Annotated in this window: 17 protein-coding genes; 7 read left to right on the top strand and 10 right to left on the bottom strand. The window is 66.8% G+C overall.

Going from position 1 to position 24,316, the window contains the following annotated elements:
- Positions 1-40 precede the first annotated feature (40 nt).
- Positions 41-1,003 (top strand): oxidoreductase, encoded by a 963-nt coding sequence (locus tag E0504_RS07955; RefSeq protein WP_131622794.1) that lies wholly within the window; start codon positions 41-43, stop codon positions 1,001-1,003.
- A gap of 15 nt (positions 1,004-1,018) precedes the next feature.
- On the opposite strand, the gene guaA is transcribed toward E0504_RS07955, so the two are convergent.
- The 3 genes from guaA to E0504_RS07940 form a co-directional block, all read right to left on the bottom strand.
- Entirely contained in the window at positions 1,019-2,608 is a 1,590-nt protein-coding gene (gene guaA, locus E0504_RS07950) for a glutamine-hydrolyzing GMP synthase (RefSeq protein WP_131622791.1), read from the bottom strand.
- 689 nt (positions 2,609-3,297) lie between these two features.
- The gene (locus tag E0504_RS07945; protein WP_207912316.1) at positions 3,298-4,860 is read right to left on the bottom strand and encodes a class I adenylate-forming enzyme family protein; all 1,563 of its coding nucleotides are present in this window, start codon (positions 4,858-4,860) and stop codon (positions 3,298-3,300) included.
- Complete coding sequence (locus E0504_RS07940) at positions 4,857-6,281, bottom strand: M20/M25/M40 family metallo-hydrolase (protein WP_131622789.1); 1,425 nt, start codon at positions 6,279-6,281, stop codon at positions 4,857-4,859. Before E0504_RS07940 ends, E0504_RS07945 begins: the two co-directional genes overlap by 4 nt.
- A gap of 107 nt (positions 6,282-6,388) precedes the next feature.
- Here E0504_RS07940 and gyrB point away from each other — a divergent pair, with 107 nt between their 5' ends.
- Positions 6,389-8,917: a DNA topoisomerase (ATP-hydrolyzing) subunit B gene (gene gyrB / locus E0504_RS07935; RefSeq protein ID WP_131622788.1), complete on the top strand. Its 2,529-nt coding sequence runs from the start codon at positions 6,389-6,391 to the stop codon at positions 8,915-8,917.
- Here the strand turns inward: gyrB and E0504_RS07930 are convergent, their stop codons facing one another.
- Positions 8,918-9,493 carry a hypothetical protein gene (locus tag E0504_RS07930; RefSeq protein WP_131622786.1) on the bottom strand — a complete coding sequence of 192 codons (576 nt, stop codon included), beginning with the start codon at positions 9,491-9,493 and terminating at the stop codon, positions 8,918-8,920.
- 87 nt (positions 9,494-9,580) lie between these two features.
- Here E0504_RS07930 and E0504_RS07925 point away from each other — a divergent pair, with 87 nt between their 5' ends.
- On the top strand, positions 9,581-11,389 hold the full coding sequence (locus E0504_RS07925) for a bifunctional UDP-sugar hydrolase/5'-nucleotidase (RefSeq protein WP_207912315.1): 1,809 nt from the start codon (positions 9,581-9,583) through the stop codon (positions 11,387-11,389).
- Positions 11,390-11,421: 32 nt separating this feature from the next.
- Here the strand turns inward: E0504_RS07925 and E0504_RS07920 are convergent, their stop codons facing one another.
- The 3 genes from E0504_RS07920 to E0504_RS07910 form a co-directional block, all read right to left on the bottom strand.
- Entirely contained in the window at positions 11,422-12,051 is a 630-nt protein-coding gene (locus E0504_RS07920; RefSeq protein WP_131622783.1) for a TetR/AcrR family transcriptional regulator, read from the bottom strand.
- Between the two features lie 82 nt (positions 12,052-12,133).
- Positions 12,134-13,741 (bottom strand): carboxyl transferase domain-containing protein, encoded by a 1,608-nt coding sequence (locus E0504_RS07915; RefSeq protein ID WP_131622781.1) that lies wholly within the window; start codon positions 13,739-13,741, stop codon positions 12,134-12,136.
- Positions 13,738-14,898, bottom strand: a complete 1,161-nt coding sequence (locus E0504_RS07910) for an isovaleryl-CoA dehydrogenase (RefSeq protein WP_131622779.1) — start codon at positions 14,896-14,898, stop codon at positions 13,738-13,740. The genes E0504_RS07915 and E0504_RS07910 overlap by 4 nt, the downstream gene beginning before the upstream one ends.
- Before the next feature lie 161 nt (positions 14,899-15,059).
- Between E0504_RS07910 and E0504_RS07905 the strand changes: the two genes are divergently transcribed.
- Positions 15,060-16,577, top strand: coding sequence for a sensor histidine kinase (locus tag E0504_RS07905; protein WP_131622777.1), 1,518 nt, complete (start codon positions 15,060-15,062; stop codon positions 16,575-16,577).
- 10 nt (positions 16,578-16,587) lie between these two features.
- On the opposite strand, the gene E0504_RS07900 is transcribed toward E0504_RS07905, so the two are convergent.
- Genes E0504_RS07900 through lgt form a run of 3 tightly spaced genes read right to left on the bottom strand, consistent with a single transcriptional unit; the run spans position 16,588 to position 19,010 of the window.
- On the bottom strand, positions 16,588-16,998 hold the full coding sequence (locus E0504_RS07900; RefSeq protein WP_131623070.1) for a DUF2147 domain-containing protein: 411 nt from the start codon (positions 16,996-16,998) through the stop codon (positions 16,588-16,590).
- Between the two features lie 41 nt (positions 16,999-17,039).
- Positions 17,040-18,101: a class I SAM-dependent methyltransferase gene (locus E0504_RS07895; RefSeq protein ID WP_131622774.1), complete on the bottom strand. Its 1,062-nt coding sequence runs from the start codon at positions 18,099-18,101 to the stop codon at positions 17,040-17,042.
- Positions 18,102-18,110: 9 nt separating this feature from the next.
- Entirely contained in the window at positions 18,111-19,010 is a 900-nt protein-coding gene (gene lgt, locus E0504_RS07890) for a prolipoprotein diacylglyceryl transferase (protein ID WP_131623068.1), read from the bottom strand.
- Between the two features lie 120 nt (positions 19,011-19,130).
- On the opposite strand from lgt, the gene E0504_RS07885 reads away from it, so the two are divergent.
- Genes E0504_RS07885 through E0504_RS07875 form a run of 3 tightly spaced genes read left to right on the top strand, consistent with a single transcriptional unit; the run spans position 19,131 to position 24,314 of the window.
- The gene (locus tag E0504_RS07885; protein ID WP_131622772.1) at positions 19,131-20,828 is read left to right on the top strand and encodes a class I adenylate-forming enzyme family protein; all 1,698 of its coding nucleotides are present in this window, start codon (positions 19,131-19,133) and stop codon (positions 20,826-20,828) included.
- Positions 20,825-23,581, top strand: a complete 2,757-nt coding sequence (locus tag E0504_RS07880) for a [protein-PII] uridylyltransferase (RefSeq protein WP_131622770.1) — start codon at positions 20,825-20,827, stop codon at positions 23,579-23,581. The genes E0504_RS07885 and E0504_RS07880 overlap by 4 nt, the downstream gene beginning before the upstream one ends.
- A 58-nt stretch (positions 23,582-23,639) precedes the next feature.
- A complete protein-coding gene (locus E0504_RS07875; RefSeq protein WP_131622768.1) occupies positions 23,640-24,314 on the top strand; it encodes a murein L,D-transpeptidase catalytic domain family protein in 675 nt (224 codons plus the stop codon).
- Positions 24,315-24,316 lie beyond the last annotated feature (2 nt).

Raw genomic sequence — 24,316 nt, 5'->3', positions numbered from 1 at the left:
TTCGTTCATGCGGCGGATAAATCAGCGGGAGACGGGGGTCATGGTGAGCGCGCAGGAGCCGGTCGGCTCCCCTTTCGGATATCGGTCGACCGCGATGGAGGTGGCCCAAGGGATCGACCCTGCCGGCCGCCACGTGGTGGTCACCGGCGGATACTCGGGGATCGGGACCGAAACCGTGCGGGCGCTGGCTGCTGCCGGGGCCGAGGTGATCGTCGGCGCGCGCCGCAGCGGGCAGGCCGAGGACGTGCTGCGAGAGATGGACAGCGATATCACCATCCTCCCGCTTGATCTCGCCGATCCCGGATCGATCGACGCATTCGCCGCGAGCGTCGCCGAACGGTGGCCGCGGGTCGACATCCTGATCAACAATGCCGCGGTCATGGCAAGTCCGCTGACCCGCGATACGCGCGGCTACGAAGGCCAGTTCGCCACCAATCACCTGGGCCATTTCCAGCTCACTGCGCGATTGTGGCCGCTGCTCAAGGCGGCGGACCGCGCGCGGGTGGTGGCGCTGTCATCGATTGGGCACCGGCTGAACGGCCTCGACCTCGACGATCCGAATTTCGAGCGGCGCGATTACGACAAGTGGCTGGCGTACGGGCAAGCCAAGAGCGCCAACGCCCTGTTCGCGTTGCAGCTCGACAAGCTGGGTGAGCCGTTCAACGTGCGCGCCTTCGCGGTCCATCCCGGCGGGATCATGACCCCGCTACAGCGTCACCTGTCGACCGAGGAACAGGTAGCGATGGGCTGGATCGATGCCGAGGGTAATGTCAACGAGCGCTTCAAGACCGAAGAGCAGGGCGCATCGACCACCGTCTGGGCCGCTACCTCCCCGCTGCTGGAGGGCAAGGGCGGGCTCTACCTCGAAAATTGCGAGGTGGCGGCACCGGCCAGCAAGGACAACCCGGGCGGCGGCGTGTACCCGCACGTACGCGACGAGGCCCTGGCCGAGCGGCTGTGGGCGAAGTCCGAGGAACTGACCGGGGTGCGGTTTAGGTCATAATCCGGTGAAGGGATTTTATTCCCACTCAATCGTGCCGGGGGGCTTGCTGGTGTAATCGTACACCACCCGGTTGACGCCCTTCACCTCGTTGACGATCCGCGTCGCCACGCGGCTGAGGAACGCGGCATCGAACGGATAGATGTCGGCGGTCATCCCGTCGGTGCTGGTCACCGCGCGCAGGGCCAGCACGTGATCGTATGTGCGATAATCGCCCATGACCCCGACCGTGCGCACCGGCAGCAGCACCGCGAACGCCTGCCAGATCGCATCGTACAGACCGGCGGCGCGGATTTCCTCGAGGTAGACGGCATCGGCCTTGCGCAGTATGTCGCACCGCTCTCTCGTGACCTCTCCGGGGATGCGGATGGCGAGGCCGGGGCCCGGGAACGGGTGACGGCCGACGAACACCTCGGGCAGGCCGAGCTCCCGCCCCAGTTCGCGCACCTCGTCCTTGAACAGTTCGCGCAAGGGCTCGACCAGCGCCATGTTCATCCGTTCCGGCAGGCCGCCGACGTTGTGATGGCTTTTGATGGTGACCGAAGGGCCGCCGGTGAAGCTCACGCTCTCGATGACATCGGGATAGAGCGTGCCCTGGGCAAGGAAATCGGCCCCGCCGATCGCCTTGGCCTCGGCCTCGAACAGGTCGATGAACGCCTTGCCGATGAACTTGCGCTTCTTCTCCGGGTCGGTCTCGCCGGCGAGGCCGGAAAGGAACATCTCCTCGGCATTCACGTGGACCAGCGGGATGTTGTAATGATCGCGGAACAGGGTGACCACCTGCTCCGCCTCGTTCAGCCGCATCAGCCCATGATCAACAAACACGCAGGTGAGCTGTTCACCGATCGCCTCATGGATCAGCACCGCCGCAACCGCGCTGTCGACCCCGCCCGACAGACCGCAGATCACCTTGCCGCTGCCGACCTGGGCACGGATCTCGGCGACCTTGGTCTTGCGGAACTCGGCCATCGTCCAGTCCCCGGCCAGGCCGCAGACGTGGCGCACGAAGTTGGCGATCAGTTTGCCGCCGTCGGGCGTGTGGACCACTTCGGGATGGAACTGGGTGCCGTAGTACTTGCGGCGTTCATCGGCGATCACGGCGAAGGGCGCGCCGTCGCTGGTGGCAACGATCTCGAACCCTTCGGCAAAGCGCGTGACCTTGTCGCCGTGGCTCATCCACACCTGATGGCGCTCGCCTTCGCTCCAGAGGCCGTCGAACAGGGCGCAGGGCCTAGTAACGGTGAGGAACGCGCGGCCGAACTCCCCGCCTTCACCTGTCTCGTGCCCGGGCCGTACCTCGCCGCCAAGCTGGTGCGTCATGACCTGCTGGCCATAGCAGATGCCCAGGATCGGCAGGCCGCTGTCGAAGACGATCTGCGGCGCGCGCGGACTGCCTTCTTCGGGCACCCCGGCGGGAGAGCCGGACAGGATGATCCCCTTGGGTTGGAGCCGGTGGAAAGCCTCCTCAGCTGTCGTGAACGGAGCGATTTCCGAATAGACTCCCGCTTCGCGAACCCGCCGGGCGATAAGCTGGGTCACCTGACTGCCGAAATCGACGATCAGGATGGAATCGGGCAGGGCGGAATCGGGACGGGGGTCTGATTTCATGGAGAGCCGATATTCGGTTCGCGGGGGCACTGTCCAGCGCGCCGGGTCCTAGAACGCGCTGAACTTGGAACTCCGGCGAGGTTGCGCAGGACGCAACACCTCACGCAGTTTACTCATTTGTGAAAAGCCGAACGTAACATTATTTCCGGCCGCGAACCGGGTCCGCCAGTCCTCTCCCCCCTAGCGGCGCACCCGGCCAGCGTCCCACGATTCCTCTCCCGGATCCTGGAGGCGCGCTTCGCCCCCGCCCACCCAGTGGCGGCCCGCGATTAGATACGGAGCGGCGGCCTCTCTCTCCCCCTCGCCGCCGCTCCGTTTTCTTCTGCTTCGATTATACAGCCGCAGTGCGCATTCACGCAAAGCCTGGGCGGCGTGGCGCGTGCGTTGCGCCCGGGTCGCGAGCCAGTTGCGCGGAACGCAACAGTTGCCGCGTTCTTCTCATTTGTGGAAAGCGCTGCGAAATATTATTTCGCCGGCAGCGCAGGGCATCGGCAGCGGTTTGAGCTGCGGTGCGCCGGCGATCAAACACTCAACAGGGACATGCAACCATGCGTTTTGCATCGCACATTCTGGCGTTCTTCGCCGCGGCGACCATCAGCGGTCTGACGCTTACCGCCACGATCGTCTGAACGCCCATCTTCGTTTGAAGACAAAGGCCCGGGGTATCCTCGGGCCTTTTGCGTTGGCGGTCAGTCGATCGTCAGTTCCGCCGCCGCGCGCGTCCGTAGTTCGGTTTTCAGCAACTTGCCGATGTGGCTGCGGGGCATCTCGTCGATCGGTAGCAGGGCCGCGAGCCGCTGGGTCTTGCCCAGCTTGCCGTTGGTTTCGGCCATGATCGACTGCACTGCTTCCGCCGGCGTGCCCGGCACCAGTCGCACAAAGCCCACCGGCGTTTCACCCCAGCGGCGGCTCTCCATCCCCACCACCGCGGCCTCCTGCACGCGCGGATCGGTCTCGAGCGCCGCCTCCAGATCGCTGGGGAAGATATTGAACCCGCCCGAGATGATCATGTCCTTGGCGCGCCCGACCAGTTCGACGAAGCCATCCTGATCGATGCGGCCGATGTCGCCCATCCGCTGCCAGGTCTCGCCGGTGTCCGGATCGGTCCAGTAGCCTTCCCGCGTCTTGCCGGGCTGGTTCTTGTAGCCCGACATCATCGTTCCCGATCGCCCGACGAGGTTGCCCGGCGTGCCCGGCAACACGGGCCGATCTTCGTCGTCCAGCACCTTCAACTCGCTTCCCGGAGCGGGGCGGCCCACGGTATGGAGCTTGTCGGGAAATTCGTGCGCCTGCAGCAGGCAGACGACGCCGCCTTCGGTCATCGAATAGATTTCGATCAGGCTGCCCGGCATCCGCCGCAGCACCTCGCGCTTCAATTCGGCCGAGAACGGGGCAGAGGTGCAGTATTTCGCGACCAGGCTGGACAAGTCGAAGGTGTCGAAGCTCGGCTCGTCCATCAGCCGCTGGTACTGGACCGGCACCAGCATGGTGACGTTGGTCCGGTCCGCCTGCGCGTGGGCGAGCCAGCGCTTCGTGTCGAACTTGCCCATGATCCGCACCGTGCCGCCCGCCAGCAGCGGGGGCAGGAACGCGATCATCGTGGTGTTCGAATAGAGGGGGGTCGACGCAAGGCTGATGACCTGTTGCCCGCCGGAGCGGAACGCCTGTGCGGTGCCGGTGAATTGCCGCCAACGCATCTGGTGCGAATGGACGATCCCCTTGGGGATGCCGGTGGTGCCGCTGGAATAGATGATGTTGAACGGGTCGCTTTCAGTCGGCGAGAACGGCTCCGGCCGCGTCTCGGCAGGTGCCATCCAGGCATCCAGCTCCTCGTCCAGCACGATATGCTCGAGATCCGGCATGAAAACGGCGCCCAGCTCGGTCAGCTTGGCGCGGTCGATGAACAGGTGCCGTGCGCCGCTGTCCGCCGCCATGCCCTTGAGCTGATCCGCGCTGGCGCTGGTGGTGAGCGGCGCCGCCACCCCGCCCGCGCGCACCGCGCCCAGGAACGCCAGCGCGTAGGGGATCGTCGAGGTGCCGAGGATCGCCACCGACTGGCCGCGTTCCAGCCCACTCGCCTGGAGCTTGGCGGCAATAAGTTCGATTTTTTCGTTGAGCGCGTGCCAGGTCAGCTCTCCCTGCTCGTCGCGCAGGGCGATCTGGTCCGGTTGGACCGCCGCCCAATCGGCGATGACCTGCGGGAACGAGCCGAACGGTTCGCTCAGTCGGGCGGCGATGTCATTCTCGGTCACTTGCTTGCCAGCGCCTTCACCAGGTCGAACAGATAATCGCGCGCGGTGTAAACCGCCTTCACCTCGACCCGTTCGTTGAGGCCGTGCGTGCCATTGCCGTCAGGATCGGTCCAGATGCTGGGCACGCCATATGTCGGGATGCCCGCTCCGCCGGTGTAGACCCCGTCGGTCGCGCCGGTTGACATCGTGGGGATCACCGGGACGCCGCGGAAGTGCTTGGCGGCGAGTTGCTCCATCGGCCCGATCAGCGCGGGGTCGAGCGGCGGACTCTTGGCAAGCGGCTTGTCATCTCGGCCGTACGCGATGGCAATGCCGGGATTGCCGATCACCGCTGCCAGCTGGTCCTTGATCTCAGCCGGAGTGTGGCCGGGGAAGATACGGCAGTTGACGTTCGCCTCGACCCGCTGGGGCAGGGCGTTAAGCGCGTGTCCGCCGTCGATCATGGTGGCCACGCACGTGGTCCGCAGCATCGAATGAAGCGACTTGTCCCGGTTGACGATCCCCATGGCGGACGCGTCGTTAAGGTCCTTGGTCAGCGCGACCATCGCCTTGCCGATGTCGTCCTGGCGCAGCGCGCCCGCCTTGGCGAAAAACACCCGGGTGGTGTCGTTGAACTCTGCCGGAAACTCGTGCGCTGAAATCTTGTCGAGCGCCCGCGCCATATCATAGATCGCATTGTCCGGGGGCGGCGCTGAACTGTGCCCGCCCGGGTTGGTCGCGGTCAGCTTGTAATCCTGGTACACCTTCTCACCGACCTGGATGGTCTGCACCAATACCTTGCCCTTGCCGTCGGTCCGCCCACCGCCAGCTTCGTTGAGCGCGAAGGCGGCATCGATCAATTCGCGCCTTTCAGTGGCAAGGTACTGCGCCCCGTTGAACGCGGTGTCGGTCTCCTCCCCGCAGGTCAGAGCCAGCTTTATCGTGCGGGCCGGCCTGGTGCCCGCCTCTTTCATCCGGATCAGCGTGTCGGCCCACACCGCGGACTGAAACTTGTCGTCGATGATGCCGCGAGCGTAATAGTAGCCGTTCTCCTCCACCAGTTTGAACGGGTCGCGTTCCCAGTCGGCGCGCTTGGCCGCCACCACGTCGATGTGGGCGAGCAGCAGCATCGGCTTCAGGGTGGCCGACGTGCCGGGCAGGATCGCCACCAGCCCGCCGTCCTGCGGGTGCTCGGGCACGGAAAACGAGATCAGCTGATCGTCGGTGAAGCCGGCGGCTTTCAGGCGGGTGGCGATCTGTGCAGCAGCCTGGGTGCAGCTGCCTTCGCCGACCACGGTGTTGGTCTCCACCAGTTCCTTGTAAAGCTCGAAGAACTTCTGCTGATCCGGGCGCAGCGGGCCCATCGTGCCGGTGGCGACTTGTGCCGCTGCCGGACTTGCCAGCAGCAATACCGCCACCGCCGTCAGAACTGCCTGTTTCATCACCCGTCTCCCCTGCCGATTCGGCCGTGTTTTAGGCAGGAAACGCCTGTGGATGGAAGGGGCCGTCGCGGGTTCCTAAAGCGGCCCCTGATGCCTATATAATCGGCATGGACGACAGCACCCAGAACAATGCCTCCGGCAATACCGGAACCAACGCCTATGGCGCTGACAGCATCAAGGTCCTCAAGGGCCTCGACGCTGTGCGCAAGCGGCCGGGCATGTACATCGGCGACACCGACGACGGATCGGGCCTGCACCACATGGTGTTCGAGGTCAGCGACAACGCGATCGACGAAGCGCTGGCCGGGCATTGCGACCTGGTGCTGATCGAACTCAACCCCGATGGCTCGGTTTCGGTCGAGGACAACGGCCGCGGCATTCCGGTCGACATGCACAAGGAAGAGGGCGTTTCGGCGGCCGAGGTCATCATGACTCAGCTTCACGCCGGCGGTAAGTTCGAGAACACGTCGGACGACAACGCCTACAAGGTGTCGGGCGGTCTCCACGGCGTGGGCGTGTCGGTGGTCAACGCGCTGTCCGAATGGCTGGAGCTGACCATCTGGCGCGACGGCAAGGAGCACTGGATGCGCTTCGAACACGGCAACGCCGTGGGGCCGCTGGTGGTGAAGGGCGAGGGGCGCGACCGCAACGGCACCCGCGTCACCTTCATGCATTCCAACGACACGTTCAAGAACGTGACCGAGTACGATTTCGACAAGCTGGAGCATCGCTATCGCGAGCTCGCGTTCCTCAATTCAGGCGTCCGGATCAAGCTGCGCGACTTGCGGCACGAGGAGCCGGTCGAGCATGATCTGTACTACGAAGGCGGCATCGCGGCGTTCGTGAAGTACCTCGATCGCAACAAGGCGCCGCTGGTGCCCGAACCGATCTCGGTCAGCGCGAACAAGGACGGCATCGGCATCGACGTCGCGCTGGAATGGAACGATTCGTACTACGAAAACGTGCTGTGCTTCACCAACAACATCCCCCAGCGTGACGGCGGCACTCACCTGGCCGCGTTCCGCGCCGCACTGACTCGCACGGTCAATGCCTATGCCGAACGCACCGGACTGCTGAAAAAGGAAAAGGTGAGCCTGACCGGCGAGGACATGCGCGAGGGGCTGACGGCGATCGTCTCGGTCAAGCTGCCCGATCCCAAGTTCGGCTCGCAGACGAAGGACAAGCTGGTCAGTTCCGAAGTGCGCCAGCCTCTCGAAGCGCTGATGAGCGAGAAGATGTCGGAGTGGCTGGAGGAAAACCCCGCCGACGCGAAATCGATCATCCAGAAGATCGTCGACGCTGCCGCCGCGCGCGAGGCGGCCCGCCGCGCGCGCGAGATGAGCCGCAAGGGCGCGATGTCGGTCGCGTCGCTGCCCGGCAAGCTGAGCGACTGCCGCGAGCGCGATCCCGCCAAGTGCGAACTGTTCCTGGTCGAGGGCGACAGCGCCGGCGGATCGGCCAAGTCAGGGCGCGACAGCAAGTACCAGGCGATCCTGCCGCTACGGGGCAAGATTCTCAACGTGGAGCGCGCGCGGTTTGATCGGATCATCAGCTCAAGGGAAGTCGGCACGCTGATCCAGGCGATGGGGACCGGCCTGCGCGACGAGTTCAATCTCGAAAAGCTGCGGTATCACAAGATCGTCATCATGACGGACGCCGACGTCGACGGGGCGCACATCCGCACGCTGCTGCTGACGTTCTTCCACCGCCAGATGCCCGAAATCGTCAAGGCCGGGCACCTGTTCATCGCGCAGCCGCCGCTGTTCAAGGTCAGCAAGGGCCGCAGCGAGGTGTATTTGAAGGATCAGGCCGCGCTCGATCGCTATCTGGTGGATGGCGGGATGCAGGGGCGGGTGCTTGAAACCGCGGAAGGCGCGCGCACTGGCGAGGATCTGCGCAGCCTGGTCGAGTACGCGCTGCGCATCCGCAGCCTGCTGGGTTTCGTGCCGCGCAAGTACGATCCGGCGGTGATCGAGCAGATGGCGCTGGCTGGCGCGTTCGATCCGGAGCTCGATCCGGCAGGCCGGATGGAGGCGCTGGAACGGGCCGCTGCCCGGCTGGGGGCGGGCGATCCCGAAGCGCAGTGGAGCGTGCTGCGGCGCGATGACGGTTCGATCCTGTTCGCGCGCGCCTGGCGCGGGGTCACCGATGCGCACGAGATCGAAGCCAAGTTCATCGACAGCGCCGAGGCGCGCAAGCTGCACCGCCTCGCTGCCGAACACGCCGATGCCTTTGCGAACCCCAGCCGGTTTGCCCGCGCTTCGTCCGAGCCGGAGTCCGAACCCGAGCTGGAAACCGATGCAGAAGTCGGTGCACAAGAGGTTCAACCTGACACCGGCGCCGCTCCCGTGGTTACCGACGGGGCGATCACGCGCCCGTCGCAGCTGCTCGACGCGGTGCTTGCTGCTGGCCGCAAGGGTCTGTCGATCAGCCGCTACAAGGGGCTGGGCGAAATGAACGCCGAGCAGTTGTGGGAAACCACGCTCGATCCCGAAAACCGCGCGCTGTTGCAGGTGAAGGTCGAGGATGCTGACGTGACCGACGAGATTTTCACCCGCCTGATGGGCGATGTCGTCGAACCCCGCCGCGAGTTCATCCAGGATAACGCCTTGAACGTGGCCAATCTCGACGTGTGATCAGGTTGAGACCGGCTCCCGCTCTCGCCCGGCCGGTTCGCTTTCGCTGACGAGTTCGCCGAACAGCGCTTCGTAGTGGATCATCGCCTGGCGCAGGTCCTCGGTGGTGGCCTGGCCAGTGACGGCGCGGTCGGCGATGTCGTGGCCGGCGCGGTAATGACGCGCGATTTCGCCGTGGTCCACCGTCAGGCTTTCATAGCGTGCATCGAAGTCGTCCACCGGGTACCCGCGGGCGCCCATGACCTGCCCGATCACCCGGTCCGCATCGCCGATGGCGGCGGCGGGATCGTCGACGAAGCGTGACTTGGCCGCGTGCCATTCAGCGGTGAAAAGGGTGCGATCGGCATCCGCGATAGGGCGCAGTTCCAGCTTGTGGACGCGTTCCTCGCGCGCGATGAGCGCAGCCTCCGCCTTGCTGCGCGCGCCGTGCTGGTGAAGCGTCCGGTCGTATTCGTCCTTGCCGAAGCGATCGCGCAGCGCCGATGTGCGACGCGAGCGGTACAGCCACCACAGAACGAACGCGGCGACGAGCACCAGTGCCAGCATGGCAACCAGAGCAAGTGGGTCGAGCGACATAGGCGGCTCCTCGGTTCAGCCCTCCCGACCCGGAATCATCTAACTGCCCGGCGCTCGCGGGGTTCCGCTCCGGTCGGCCGCAAACTCGTGAAAAACAAACCGATTTGCCCGGAACGAAATGGCGGCGGGCGATTGCGTCTTGAAGCGGTCACCTTGAGTGTGCAGTCCCGGCGCATGATCCGTCAGCTTCTCGCCATTCCGCTCGCCCTTGGCCTCGCCGCCTGTGCGACCGTTCCGCGCCCCGTGTCCGAGCGGGCGCCGGAACCCGTCACCGTCCGCATCATCGGTCTGAACGACTTCCACGGCGCGCTGGAGCCGGTTCAGCGGCCGATCACCCTGGAAGACGGGCAGGGCGGCCGGCAGGAGGTTTACGCAGGCGGGGCTGCATGGCTCGCCGGTGCGGTGGCCCGGCTCCGCGCGCAGAACCCGTTCAACATGGCGATCGGCGCGGGCGACCTGATCAGCGCCAGCCCGCTCGCGTCCTCGCTGTTCCTCGACGAGCCGACCGTGGGCGTGATGAACCGCGTCCGCCTCGATTTCACCAGCGTCGGCAATCACGAATTCGATCGCGGGTGGCGCGAACTCAAGCGCCTGCGCGAAGGCGGCTGCGAGAAGTTCACCCTTCGCCAGCCGTGCGCGGTGGAGCCGGACTATAAAGGCACCGACTATCCCATCCTGGCTGCCAACGTGCGGATGCCCGACGGCTCCACGCTGTTCCCCGGCTATGGCATCAAGCGGTACGGCTCCGGCGCGGATGCGGTCGCGGTCGGGGTGATCGGACTGACCCTGAAAGGCACCGCGCAGATCGTCGCGCCGGCGGGCATCGAAGGGCTGACTTTCGAGGACGAGGCGCAATCGATCAACGCGCTGGTGCCGCGCGTGCTGGCCGACGGGGCGGATGCGGTGGTGGTGGCGATCCACCAGGGGCTGGTGCCGGAAACGGGCGACAGCTTCACCGGCTGCGGCGCGATGGCTGGCGACTTGCGCGCCATCCTGGAGCAGCTCGATCCCCGGATCGACCTCGTCATCTCGGGCCATACCCACAAGGCGTATGTGTGCGATTTCGCGCAAGTCGATCCGGCTCGCCGGTTCACCGTCACCAGCGCCGGTTCGGCGGGCACGCTGCTGACCGACATCGCGGTGACCATCGACCCGCGCCGCGACGATGTAACCGCGATCAGCGCCCGCAACGTGCCGGTGCAAAGCGCGGGAGGGGGCCGTCCGGTCAATCCGGGCTTCGAAGCGTTCGAACCGAATGCCGAGGTCGCGGCCTATGTCGCCCGGTATGTCGCCGCCGCGGCACAAGTCGCTGACCGCCCGGTGGGGCGCTTATCCGGTCCGGCGCGGCGCGGCGGCGCGGGAAGCAGCCTGGGCAACCTGGTCGCCGATGCGCAACTGGCCGCGACGCGGGGGGCGGGCGCGCAGGTGGCGTTCATGAACCCCGGTGGCATCCGCAGCGACCTGACCGCGCGCGAGGGCGGGGTGGTGACTTTCGGCGATATCTACGCGGTCCAGCCGTTCGGCAACACGCTGGTGACGATGAGCTATACCGGCGCGCAGCTGCTCCAGATCCTCGAACAGCAGTTCGCCAATCCCAACGAGCCCAAGATCCTGGCGGTCAGCGACGGGTTCACGATGACGCTCGATCCGGCGCGGCCGGCAGGGCAACGCGTGGTCAGGGCGGCGCTGAACGGTCAGCCGATCGATCCGGCGGCCACCTACCGGATCACGCTGAACAACTTCATCGCGGCCGGCGGAGACGGGTTTGCAGCCTTCAGGCAAGGCACCGATCCGGTGGTCGGCCCGCTCGATCTCGATGCGATCGAGCAATACCTGCGCGCCGGCGAAGTGATCCAGGTACCCTCGGCCGGGCGAGTGACGGTGGTCGGCGAGTAACGGGGGTCGGCGGGTGACCGCCGCGCCAGAGCTCAGGCGGCGCGCAGCCCGCTGACGCCGCGCGCGCCGCCGTCGGCTGCGGATAGTCCCGCGAACAGCGTGTCGACGATCTGGCCCAGCTTCTCCTCGCTCAGCCGCTCATCCATGAAGATCAGCACCTCGGCCAGGGTGTAGGGCAGCACCATCTGGTTGATCAGGCTCAACGCGCGGTCGATCGCCAGCCCGTCGAACGCGCCCTCGGCCTGCGCCTGCGCGATCAGTTCGCACAGGTAATGGTCGGCCAGGTCGACATAGCCGCGGATGCGTTCGAACTGCGCGGCGCCCAGCTCGCAATAGGCCTTGAACGCGGCCGGATTGGCCCGGTAGCGTTCGCGGTTGAGGCGAAAGCGGAGGGCGAAGAATTCGTACATCTTGCGGTTGGGCGGCAGGTCACTGGCGAGCACGTCTTCCATGATCGCGGTGTGATCGACGAACCAGCGCTCGACGATGGCATCGAACAGCGCGCTTTCATCCGCGAAGATCGCCTCCACCCGCGCGCGGGGCATCCCGGCAAGGGTCGCCAGCGACCCGATGCTGATCGCATCGCCGCGCTCCTCGATCATCCGCTCGGCCACGCGGATGAGCCGTGCCTCGTCGTCGGCGTGATCGGCCCTGATGTTCATGTGAAACGCTCCCGCCTTCTGCGGTGCATCTAGGCGCGGACCCTTGCGAGGTGAAGAGGCGAGCTTAACAAATGGTCGAAGGTTACATCCGGAACACGCCGAACGCTGGCCGCTCCGCGACAGGTGCTTCCAGCGTGGCGGCGAAGGCTAGGCCGAGGACGTCGCGGGTCTGCGCCGGATCGATCACCCCGTCATCCCACAGGCGCGCGGTGGCGTAGTAGGGATTGCCTTCGTCCTCGTATTTCTGGCGGATCGGCGCCTTGAACGCTTCGGCCTGGTCGGGCGTCCAGGTATCGGCGTCACGGTGGACGGTGGCGAGCACCGAAGCCGCCTGCTCGCCGCCCATCACCGAAATGCGCGCGTTGGGCCAGGTAAACAGGAAGCGCGGGGAATAGGCGCGGCCCGCCATGCCGTAATTGCCCGCGCCGAAGCTGCCGCCGATCACCACGGTGATCTTGGGCACGGTGGCGGTGGCGACCGCGGTCACCAGCTTGGCGCCATGCTTGGCGATGCCTTCCGCCTCGTACTTGCCGCCGACCATGAAGCCGGAGATGTTCTGCAGGAACAGCAACGGGATGCGGCGCTGGCAGGCGAGCTCGATGAAGTGCGCGCCTTTGACCGCGCTTTCCGAAAACAGCACCCCGTTGTTGGCGAGGATCGCGACCGGCATCCCCCAGATGTGGGCAAAGCCGCATACCAGGGTGCTGCCGTACAGCGCCTTGAATTCGTGGAATTCCGACCCGTCGACCAGCCGCGCGATCACCTCGTGCACGTCGTAGGGAGCGCGGACATCGTCGGGGATCAGGGCATAGAGGCCTTCGGCATCGAACTTGGGCGGGCGCGGATCCTTCAGCGCGATGTCCCGCGCCGCGCCGGTGTTGGCACCCAGATGGCTGACGATGTCGCGCACGATGGTGAGCGCGTGCTCGTCGCTTTCGGCCAGGTGATCGACCACGCCCGATTTGCGCGCATGAAGGTCGCCGCCCCCCAGATCCTCGGCGCTGATCTCCTCGCCCGTGGCGGCCTTCACCAGTGGCGGGCCGGCGAGAAAGATGGTGCCCTGTTCGCGCACGATCACCGATTCATCGGACATGGCGGGCACATAGGCACCGCCGGCAGTGCAGCTGCCCATCACGCAGGCGATCTGCGGGATGCCGGCCGCGCTCATCTGCGCCTGGTTGAAGAATATCCGCCCGAAGTGGTCGCGGTCGGGAAACACCTCCGCCTGATAGGGCAGGTTCGCGCCGCCGCTGTCCACCAGGTACACGCACGGCAGCCGGTTCTCGAACGCGATCTCCTGTGCGCGGAGGTGCTTCTTGACGGTCATCGGGTAGTAGCTGCCACCCTTCACGGTGGGATCGTTGGCGACGATCATCACCTGGCGGCCCGACACGCGGCCGATCCCGGCGATCATCGAGGCGCCGTTCACGTCGCCTTCGTACATGCCGTTGGCGGCGAGCTGTCCGATCTCGAGAAACGGCGAACCCGGATCGAGCAGCCGCTCGACGCGCTCGCGGGGGAGCAGCTTGCCGCGCGACGTGTGCCGCTCGCGGTGCTTCTCCGGCCCGCCAAGCGCGGCCTCGGCAACCTTGGCGCGCAGCTCGTCCGCGAGACCTTTGTTATGCGCAAAGCGCGCCTTCGCCTCGGCACTCTCGCGGTCGAGCTTGGTGGTCAGGACCGGCGCGGTCACCCCGCCGCCCCGATCAGCTCGCGGCCAATCAGCATGCGGCGGATCTCGTTGGTGCCGGCGCCGATGTCGAGCAGCTTCGCGTCGCGCAGGTAGCGTTCGACCGGCCAGTCCTTGGTGTAGCCCGCGCCGCCCAGCGCCTGCACCGCCTCGCCCGCGACGCGGAAGGCGTTCTCGGATGCGAGCAGGATCGCGCCGGCGGCGTCGAAGCGGGTGGTCTGGCCGGCGTCGCAGCTCTTGGCGACCGCATAGGTATATGCGCGCGCCGACTGCAGCGCGACGTACATGTCGGCGACCTTGGCCTGCATCAGCTGGAACGCACCGATCGGTTTGCCGAACTGTTTGCGTTCGCGCAGATACGGGATGACCGTGTCGAGGCACGCCTGCATGATGCCGAGCTGCAACCCGGCGAGCACCACCCGCTCATAATCCAGCCCGCTCATCAGTACGCCGACCCCGCCGTGCAAGGGGCCCATGATGTTGTCTTCCGGCACCTCGCAGTCGTCGAACACCAGTTCGGCGGTGGGCGAGCCGCGCATGCCCATCTTGTCGATCTTCTGCCCGATGGAGAAGCCGGGCATGTCCTTTTCGATCAGGAACGCGGTGATGCCCTTCGACCCTTCGCCGGTCTTGGCATAGACCACCAGCGTGTCGGCATAAGTCGCGTTGGTGATCCAGAACTTGGTGCCGTTGAGCACGTATCCGCCCTGCACCGCCTCCGCCTTGAGCTTCATCGAGACGACGTCCGACCCGGCGCTCGCCTCGCTCATCGCCAGGCTGCCGACGTGTTCGCCGCTGATCAGCTTGGGGAGGTACTTGGCCTTCTGCTCCGGATTGCCCCAGCGGCGGATCTGGTTGACGCACAGGTTCGAATGCGCGCCGTAGCTGAGCCCCACGCTGGCAGACGCGCGGCTGATCTCCTCCACCGCGATGACATGTTCGAGGTAGCCGAGGCCGAGGCCGCCCCATTCCTCCTCCACCGTGATCCCGTGCAGGCCGAGCGCGCCCATCGCGGGCCACAGTTCGCGCGGAAACCAGTCCTCGCGATCGGCCTTTTCGGCCAGCGGCGCGACCTGTTCGTCGGCAAAGCGCGCGGCGGCCTCGCGGATCATCTCGGCGCTGTCGCCAAGCTGGAAATCGAACTGGGGGGTCGCGCGCAAATGAGGTCTCCGGGAGCTGGTGCCGCGCGCATAGCCGAGCCGCGGGCTCCGGCGCAAATTGTTCAAAAGACGTGACTTGTGCATTGATCAGGTTCGCGGCGCAAAGTCATTGAGTTGCGGGCCTTTTTAGGGTAGAAGCTGTCCAGGATCGCAGCTCAGACATGACCTTGGACGCAACCGCCACTCGCGCCTCGGGCGCCAACCCGGTCGTCGCGCCATGCGGCGAGGACGAGCGCGCCTTCGTGCTGGCTGCCTATGGCCTTGATGCGCTGCAAGACGATCCGGAGTTGTCGGCGATCGCCCATTTCGCCGCCCAGCTGTGCAACGCGCCCACCGGCGTGGTCACCATGGTCGAGAGCGAGCGGCAGCGCTTCATCGCCCGGGCCGGCATCGACGAACGCGAAACGCCGCGCGCGGTCAGCTTCTGCGCCCATGCGATGCTGGGCAGCGAGCCGATGGTGGTGGTCGATGCGCGCAGCGATCCGCGGTTTGCCGATAATGGCCTAGTCAAGGGACCTCCCCACATCCGGTTCTATGCCGGAGCGCCGCTGGTTTCGGGCGAGGGCGTTCCGCTCGGCGCGCTGGCTGTCATCGATAGCGAGCCGCGGCCCGGCGGCCTGACCGAACTGCAGCGGCAGGGGCTGGAAACCATGGCCCAGGCCGTGATGTGCCGCCTCTCCGCCTTGCGGGCTGAGCGCGAATCGCAGGCGCGCGCGTTCGAAAGCGCGCGGGCGATGCGCGAGATCGCCGATCTGGTGCCCGGAGTGGTCTGGTCGGCCGACAGCGCTGGCAAGTTCGATTATTTCAACGTGCGCTGGGAGTTGACCACTGGTGCGCCTCCGCCGACCGACCTCTCGGATTGGCGCCACACGGTGCACGCCGACGATACGGAGCGGACGCTAGCGGCGTGGCAGACCAGTTTTGGCGGCGGCAAGCCATTCGAAAGCGAATACCGGCTGAAGCAGGCGGATGGCAGCTGGCGCTGGACACTGGCGCGCGCCCTGCCGGTGCATGACCGCCAGGGTGAGGTGATCCGCTGGTACGGCACGCTGACCGATGTCGATGACGGCCACCGCCAATCGGAAAATCGCGATCTGCTGGCGCGCGAGCTGTCGCACCGGATCAAGAACATCTTTGCCGTCATCGCCGGGCTGGTGTCGCTGCGCGCACGCCAGGCGCCCGAAGCGGCTGAATTTGCGCAGGGCCTGGTCGGCACGATCCACGCGCTGGGCCGGGCGCACGATTACGTCCGCCCGATGGAAGGCGTAAAGGGCGATAACCTGCGGGGGTTGTTGACCGAGTTGATGGCGCCATACGATGACGGCAACGGGCGGGTGGCAATCGTCGGTGATGACTGCCCGATCGGCCCGCGCGCGGCCACGCCGCTGGCGCTGGCGTTCCATGAACTGGCGACCAATTCGGCCAAGTACGGCGCGCTGTCGGTCGAAGGCGGATCCGTGCGGATCGAGATCGACTGCCCCGATGGCGGCACCGTGGCGCATATCCACTGGCGCGAGAAAGACGGCCCCTCGGCCACTGATCCCGGTGACGAGGGGTTCGGTTCACGCCTGATGAAAAGCGCGATCGAGGGGCAGCTCAGCGGGAAGCTGGAGCGACGGTTCGAAGCAGGCGGGCTCGAGGTCGACCTATCGGTGCCGTTCGCGTCGATGCACCGCTAGACCGCGCAGGTCAGCCGCCGCGGCGCCACACCTGGGTCTGGCAGAACGGGCCGATGCAGCCTTTCACCTCCAGCCGGTTGGCATCGAGCCGGCGCAGAACCGATCGGTACGATTTGCCCGCCTTGGGATCGTAGATCGTGCCCCGCCAGACCGCGCCGTCCTCGCTGAAGCCGGTCAGGATCGGCAGCCCGAGCAGCTTGCGGCTGCGCAGCGCGGCATTCGGATTGTTGACATCGCGCTGGTCCAGGCCCTGCGGCGGCGGGGTCAGGAACCGGTCCAGCCGGCCGCAGAGGGACTTGCCGCACGGGGCGATCCGGACGACCCCGTCCTTCGCGGCCGTGACCCAGGTGCCCGCGATCGGTTCGGCGGCCGCGAGGGGTGTGGCCGTCAGCAACGCCGCGGCCAGGATGGCAAGGCGCATGCCGGTGTCTTTCAAGCCAGCGTCTTTCAAGCCAGTGTCCTTCATGTCTCGTCAAAGCCCGCGCCGCGCGGCCAGCCCGGTGCGGCAAGGCCCATGACCTTGAACAGAGTGCCCATCTGATCGCCGGCGATCAAGCGATCCCGGGACGCGAGCACTTCGCCGCGCAAGTGCGGGGCGCGCACGCAGAGCGCCTCGGCGCGGGTTTCGATGCCAAGCGCGCGCAGCCAGTGCCCTTGCGTGACGGTGCCCATCCACTGGGCCCCCCGCGAGGCGGCCACCCGGGCGAGGGTCGCGAAGTCGACGTGCGCGGTCAGGTCCGCTGCGCCCGGCATCGCCAGCGGGTCGACCTTGCGGTGCCGCGCGACCGCCTGCAGGGTCGATCCACCACGCATGTCGGCATGGCCGTAATCGATCAGGAGCGCGCACCCCCCTTGCGCAGCGAGACGCCCGGCGATTTCATAGACGATCGCCGCCGACGCGGGTGATGTCTCGATGATCGCGCCCTGGCGCGCACCGCTCCATTCCGCGGGCACCGCAGCGTCCATCGGCACGCTGCCGGCGACGTAGACCAGCTTGTCGCCATCCAGCCCGACCGATCGTTCGCGCCAGCCCTCGGCCGCTCGAACCAGTTGACGCACCGGGAGGGCGTCGAGAAATTCGTTGCCGACCACCAGCACCGGGCCGGTCATCGGGACAGTGGTCAGATCGTCGTGGAAATGTGCGTGCGGCACCGCCTCGAGCTGCACTTTCTTGAGCGCGGGCGAGCCTTCGACGAAGTGAACGGCGGGCACCAGACCATAGCGCTTCATCGTGCGCAGCGCGTCCTTCGCCAGCGTGCCGCGCCCGGGGCCGAGTTCGACGTAATGGACCGGCTCTTCCCGGCCGGCGCGGATCCACAGGTCGGCGAGCCACAGCCCGATCAGCTCGCCGAACATCTGGCTGATCTCGGGCGCGGTGACGAAGTCGCCGTCGGCGCCGAGCGGGTCCTTGGCGGCATAATAGCGCGCGTTGGATTCGGCCATGTAGTGCGCCAGGCTGATCGGTCCGTGCGTGCGGATCAGCCGGCGGAACACCTCGGCCAGCGGCATGGAATCATCGGCCATGCAGTGGGTTCAGGCGGCGGCGGGCCGGGTCGCCTGCGTCCCCAGCGGCGGCCGCATCAGCGCGCGCGCGGCGATCACCACGCCCAGCACGATCAGCGGGACGGTCAGCCACTGGCCCATCGACAGCCCCGTCTGCCGCGCGAGTTCGGCCAGCTGGGCATCGGGTTCGCGGTAGAACTCGACCGTGAAGCGGCCCAGCGCGATGCCCGCGGTGAACACGCCCACCAGCAGCCCCGGGCGCCAGCGGGCGCGGGTTTTCCAGAACAGCAGCAGCATGATCACGATCAGCGCTGCCCCTTCCAGCGCCGCTTCGTAGAGCTGGCTGGGGTGGCGCGGCAGGCCGAGGGGGTCGGTCGGAAAGATCATCGCCCACGGCACGTCGGTGGGGCGGCCCCACAGTTCGCCGTTGATGAAGTTGGCCAGCCGCCCGAACATCATCCCGAACGCCACGTTGACCGAAATGTAGTCCGCGGTGCGCAGAAAGCTGATCTGCCCGCGCCAGCAGACCCACGCGATCGCCGCCAGCACGCCGAGCACGCCGCCGTGGAAGCTCATCCCCCCGTCCCACAGCCGCAACAGGTCCCAGCTGGGCGTCTGCCCCGGGGTAAAGTTGGTGAACATGGACGGGATGCCGGTATCGCCGCCGGTATAGAACGCGGCATAGCCCAGCCGTCCGCCGATGATGATGCCAAGGGTGCAATAGAAGAACAGGTCGTCGGCATGGCGCTGCGCCATCGGGCTGCCCGGCGCCTTGATCATTCGGCCAAGGTGCCAGTAGCCCAGCATGATGCCGGCGAGATAAGCCAGGCTGTAGAACCGCAGCTCGAAGAAGCCGAGGTTGATGCCCTTCCTCAGGCCAAGATCCTCGAACCGGATAGCCTGCGAGGCGTCGGCCAGTAGTGACAGCAGCACGTTTGATCCTTAACCCTGGCCGCTTCCCCACGCGGGGCTTCGGCCGTCCGCGCGGGTCTTTGGCATAGCGCGGCGCGCGGTGAAAGCCCGGCGCCAAAACAGCGGAAGAGGAACACCATGCTGACCGAGCTCGATCGAGACATCCAGCGGATCAACACCCAGCTCACCGGGGCAGGGCAGATGTTCGAGACGAAGCAGGTCGAACGGCGCGGGGTGGAGATGCCCGCGTTCGTCAACGCGCCGCCCAGCATCGCGCATTACTTCGCCCACTTTGTGCAGCAGCATAAGGACACGGTGTTCATCGTCGACGGCGACCAGCGGCTGACGTTCGGCGAGATGTATGCCGCCGCGGCCAGCGTGGCGCACGGGCTCGCCACCCGTCACGGGATGAAGCGCGGCGACCGCGTGGGGATCGCGGCGCGCAATTCGGCCAACTGGATCGCCGCCTACATGGGCGTGCTGATGGGCGGCGGGTGCGCCTCGCTGCTCAACGGCTGGTGGACCGGCGAGGAACTCGCGTTCGGGATCGACCTGTGCGAATGCTCGATCGTCCTGGCCGACCGGCAGCGTGCGGAGCGGCTCGCGGGGGTCTCTCACGGCGCGAAGGTGGTGGTGTTCGACCACGACGGGCCGCCGGCGGTGGGGCTGGAGCCGATCTGGGCCGAAGGCGACACCGCGATGCGGATGCTCGGCGCACTGGGGCCGGACGATCTGGCGACGATCCTCTACACCTCAGGCTCGACCGGCTCGCCCAAGGGCGCGTATTCCGACCATCTCGGCAAGGTCAGCGCGGTGATGAACTACATCGCCCAGACCGCCACCATCGTGCAGCTGTTCACCGAAAAGGGCGAGATGCCGAGCGTGCAGCCGAGCGCGCTGGTCAACGTGCCGCTGTTCCACGTGACGGGCGAAGTGCCGGTGTTCCTGCAAAGCTTCGCCATGGGGCGCAAGCTGGTGCTGATGCCCAAGTGGAACGCGACCGAGGCGCTGCGCCTGCTGGAGAAAGAACAGATCACCTACTTCGTCGGCGTCCCGCTGATGAGCTTCGAACTCGCCACTCACCCGGACCGCGACAAGTACGACCTGTCGGCCTGCAAGACCTTTGCCGGCGGCGGCGCCCCGCGCCCGCCGGAACACGTGACCAAGATCAAGGAGGCGTTCTCCGAAGGGTTCCCGGTGCTCGGCTATGGCCTCACCGAAACCAACGGGGTCGGCTGCGGCAATATGAACGAGAACTACCTCGCCAAGCCGGGTTCCACCGGCACCGCGTCGAAGCCGCTGGTGGACCTCGCGATCCTTGACGACGCCGGGCAGCCGGTGCCGCAGGGGCAGGTGGGCGAAGTGTGCATGCGGTCGGCGTGCAACTTCCTTGGCTATTGGCGCAACGAGGAAGCGACGGAAGCCGCGTACACGTCGGACGCGTATTTCCGCACCGGCGACCTCGGCTACGTCGACGAGGACGAGTACCTGTTCATCGTCGACCGCAAGAAGGACATCATCATCCGCGGCGGCGAGAACATCGCCTGCATCGAGGTGGAGCAGGAAATCTACGCTCACCCCAACATCGCCGAATGTTCGGTGTTCGGCCTGCCGGACGAGCGCTTTGGCGAGGTTCCGGCGGCGGTGTACCGATCGAAGGACGGGCGCGATGTCGATCCGGAGGACCTGACCGAGTTCCTTGCCGAGCGGCTGGCGAAGTTCAAGATTCCGCAGCACCTGTGGCAGGTGAACGAAGCCCTGCCCCGGCTCGGCACCGAAAAGATCGACAAGCGCGCGCTGCGCACCCGGTACACGGAGGAGATGGAGGCCGCTTGAGCCAGCTGCGCATCCCCAACCAGCGTGCGGTGGTGGACCGCCGCGCGCTGTCAGGCGCAATCGCCGAGCTGGCGAGCGGGGGCAAGGATGCGCGTCCGCGGATCGTTGCCGTGCTGAAAGCGGCGCTGGAGGCCGGCCGCGCCGAACTCGACCGCCGCCTGACCGAAAAGCCGTCCGCAGGGCACGAGATCACCGGTGGTCACGCGTTCCTGATCGACCAGCTGGTGCGCACGATCCACGATCACGTGATCGCGGACGTCTATCCCGCCAGCAACCGTTCCACCGGGGAGCGGCTGACCCTGATCGCGGTCGGCGGCTATGGCCGGTCGGAAATGGCGCCGCATTCGGACGTCGACATCGCTTTCCTGCATCCCACCCGCAACGCGCCGTGGTGCGAGCAGGTGATCGAGGCGATGCTCTATTACCTGTGGGATCTGGGGTTGAAGGTCGGTCATTCGAGCCGGTCGGTCGACGAGATGATCCGCCTGGCCCGGGCTGACCTCACCATTCGCACCGCGCTGCTCGAAGGCCGCTACGTCTGGGGCGATCAGGACCTGTACGACGAGGCGATGCGCCGCTTCGCCGACGAGGTGGTGAAGGGCACCGAGAAGCAGTTCGTCGCCGAGAAGCTGGAAGAACGCAACGCGCGGCACAAGCGCATGGGCGACAGCCGGTATGTCGTCGAACCCAACGTCAAGGACGGCAAGGGCGGCTTGCGCGATCTACAGACGCTGTACTGGATCGGCAAGTACATCCACAAGGTGCGGGTCGCGGCCGAACTGGTCGACGTCGGGCTGTTCACGCGCGACGAGTACCGCAATTTCCGCCGGGCCGAGGCATTCATGCTGGCGGTGCGCTGCCACCTGCACACCATCACCGGGCGGGCCGAGGACCGGCTGACCTTCGACCTGCAGCGCGCGGTCGCGGCGCGGATGAACTTTGCCGACCGGCCGGGCAAGAGCGCGGTCGAGCGGTTCATGCAATTCTATTTCCTGCAGGCGAAGCGGGTCGGCAGCCTGACCGGCGTGTTCCTGGCGCACATCGACGAGCAGTTCGCCAAAAACCGTGCGCGTAAGGGGTTCCTTGCCAGCTTCACCCCGCGGGCGCGCCTGCTCAAGGGATTCCGCGTGTTCGGCGGCAAGATCGCCGCGCCGTCCGACGACTGGTTCCGCAAGGACCCGGTCCGGCTGATCGAGCTGTTCCAGCTGGCCGAGTCCAACAGCCTTGATATCCATCCCGAAACCATGCGCCAGGCGGCGCGCGATGCCGGGTTGATCAAGCCCGAGGTGCGCGACGATCCGCGCGCCAACGCGCTGTTCCTCGATGTGCTCGCCGGCCGCCACGATCCCGAAGGCGTGCTGCGGTGGATGAACGAGGCGGAGGTGTTCGGCCGGTTCGTGCCCGATTTCGCGCGGGTCAACGCGCAGATGCAGTTCGACATGTACCACCACTACACGGTCGACGAGCACACGATCCGCGCGATCGGCCTGCTCTCCCGGATCGAAAAGGGGGAGCTGCAGGCGGATCATCCGCGCTCGACCCGGCTGATCCACGAAGTCGCCAGCCGCCGCGTCGCGTACGTCGCGGTGCTGCTGCACGATATCGCCAAGGGGCGCGGCGGGGACCATTCGGTGCTCGGCGGCGAAGTGGCCGAGGCGCTGTGTCCCCGCTTTGGCCTCGACGCGGGCGAGACCGACCTCGTCGCCTGGCTGGTGCGCCAGCATCTCCTGATGAGCCGCACCGCCTTCAAGCGCGACCTGACCGATCCCAAGACCATCGAGGATTTCGTGTCCGAGGTGCAGAGCGTGGAGCGGCTGCGGCACCTGATGATCCTGACCGCGGTGGACATCCGCGCGGTGGGGCCGGGCACCTGGAACAGCTGGAAGGGCCAGCTGCTCGGCGAACTCTACGATGCGGCCGAGGAGCGCCTGCGGCTGGGCCACATGAAGCATGGGCGCAAGGACCGGGTGGCGGCCAAGAAAGATCGCGTCGAGGCCTTGCTGGGCGACAAGGCCGGGCTGCTGCGGCTTTATGCCGACCGGTTCGACGACAGCTACTGGATCGCCGAGCCGGAAGACATCGCCGCGCTGAACCTGATCCAGTACGGGGTCAGTCACGAGGATCAGGGCCACCTGTCGATCCAGTGCGAAGTCTATCCCGCCCGGGGCGCCACGCTGGTGACGGTGATCGCGGCCGATCACCCGGGCCTGTTCTACCGCATCGCGGGCGGCATCCACCTGGCGGGCGCGAACATCATCGACGCGCGCATCCATACCACCCGCAGCGGCTGGGCGGTCGACAACTTCCTGGTGCAGGACCCGCAAGGACGCCCGTTCAGCGAGCCCGCGCAGATTGCCCGGATCGAGCAGGCGATCGCCGATGCGCTGGCCAACCGCACCGCGCTGGTGCCCCAGCTTGCCAAGCGTCCGCTGCCGCATAGCCGCGCGCGGGCATTCGATGTGCGCCCGGTGGTCCGGTTCGACAACCAGGCTTCGGGCCGGTTCACGGTGGTCGAAGTCAATGCCCGCGACCGCGCGGCGCTGCTCAACCGGCTCGCCCGCGCCCTGTTCGAAAGCCGCCTGCTGGTGTTCAGCGCGCACATCACCAACTACGGCGAGCGCGCGGCGGATACGTTTTACGTCACCGACCTGACCGGGGGGAAGATCACCGCTCCCGCCCGTCTGAAGGAGGTCGAGGCGGCGCTGCTGGACGCCGCCAGCGACGAGCGGCAGGCCGAACTGGAAAGCGCCTGAAGCGCCGCAATATGCGGGATACAGCTTAGCGAAAGGGCGCTCTTGCTATGCCCCGGTAATGGTCGCAGCCACTCATTCGCTTCAACCGGATCGCCGGAAGTTTCTTGCAGGCGCGGGCATTGCCGCCGCTGGTCTGGCCATTCCGCTGGCATCGAGCGCGTCGCGCTGGACGGCGCCCAGGCCGTTGCCGCGTGTGGCTGCAGCCCCCGTTTCCGCCGCGCCGGACCTCGACATGCCGCGGCTGTTCCCGCGCGCGCTCGCGGCGCTCGATGCGCACGGCGGACGGATCGCGCACCGCGACCGCATCGGCGTGGTCGATTTCGCGCAAGCCTCGCGCGAGCCGCGGTTCCACCTGGTCGATCTCGCCAGCGGGGACGTGTCCAGCCACCTCGTCGCGCACGGCAGCGGGTCCGATCCGGAGCGCAGCGGCTGGCTGCATCGGTTCTCCAACCAGCCCGATTCCAACGCCTCGTCGCGCGGGGCCTTCCTGACCAGCGCGGAGTACGTCGGCAAGCATGGCCGCTCGCGCCGGCTGATCGGGCTCGATCCCGACAACGACATGGCCGAACCGCGCGCGATCGTGATCTATGCGGCGGATTACGTCAGCGAGACGATGGCCGCCGCGCAAGGGCTGATCGGCCGCAGCCAGGGATGCTTCGCGTTCACCGCTGCGGCGCTTGGCGACGTGATGGACCGGCTCGGCCCCGGCCGCCTGATCTTCGCCTGGAAGTAGCG

It is taken from the genome of Parafrankia sp. BMG5.11 (assembly GCF_004337455.1).
Note: the sequence above shows the minus strand (reverse complement) of the source record. Positions and strands in the feature narration are given on the sequence as shown.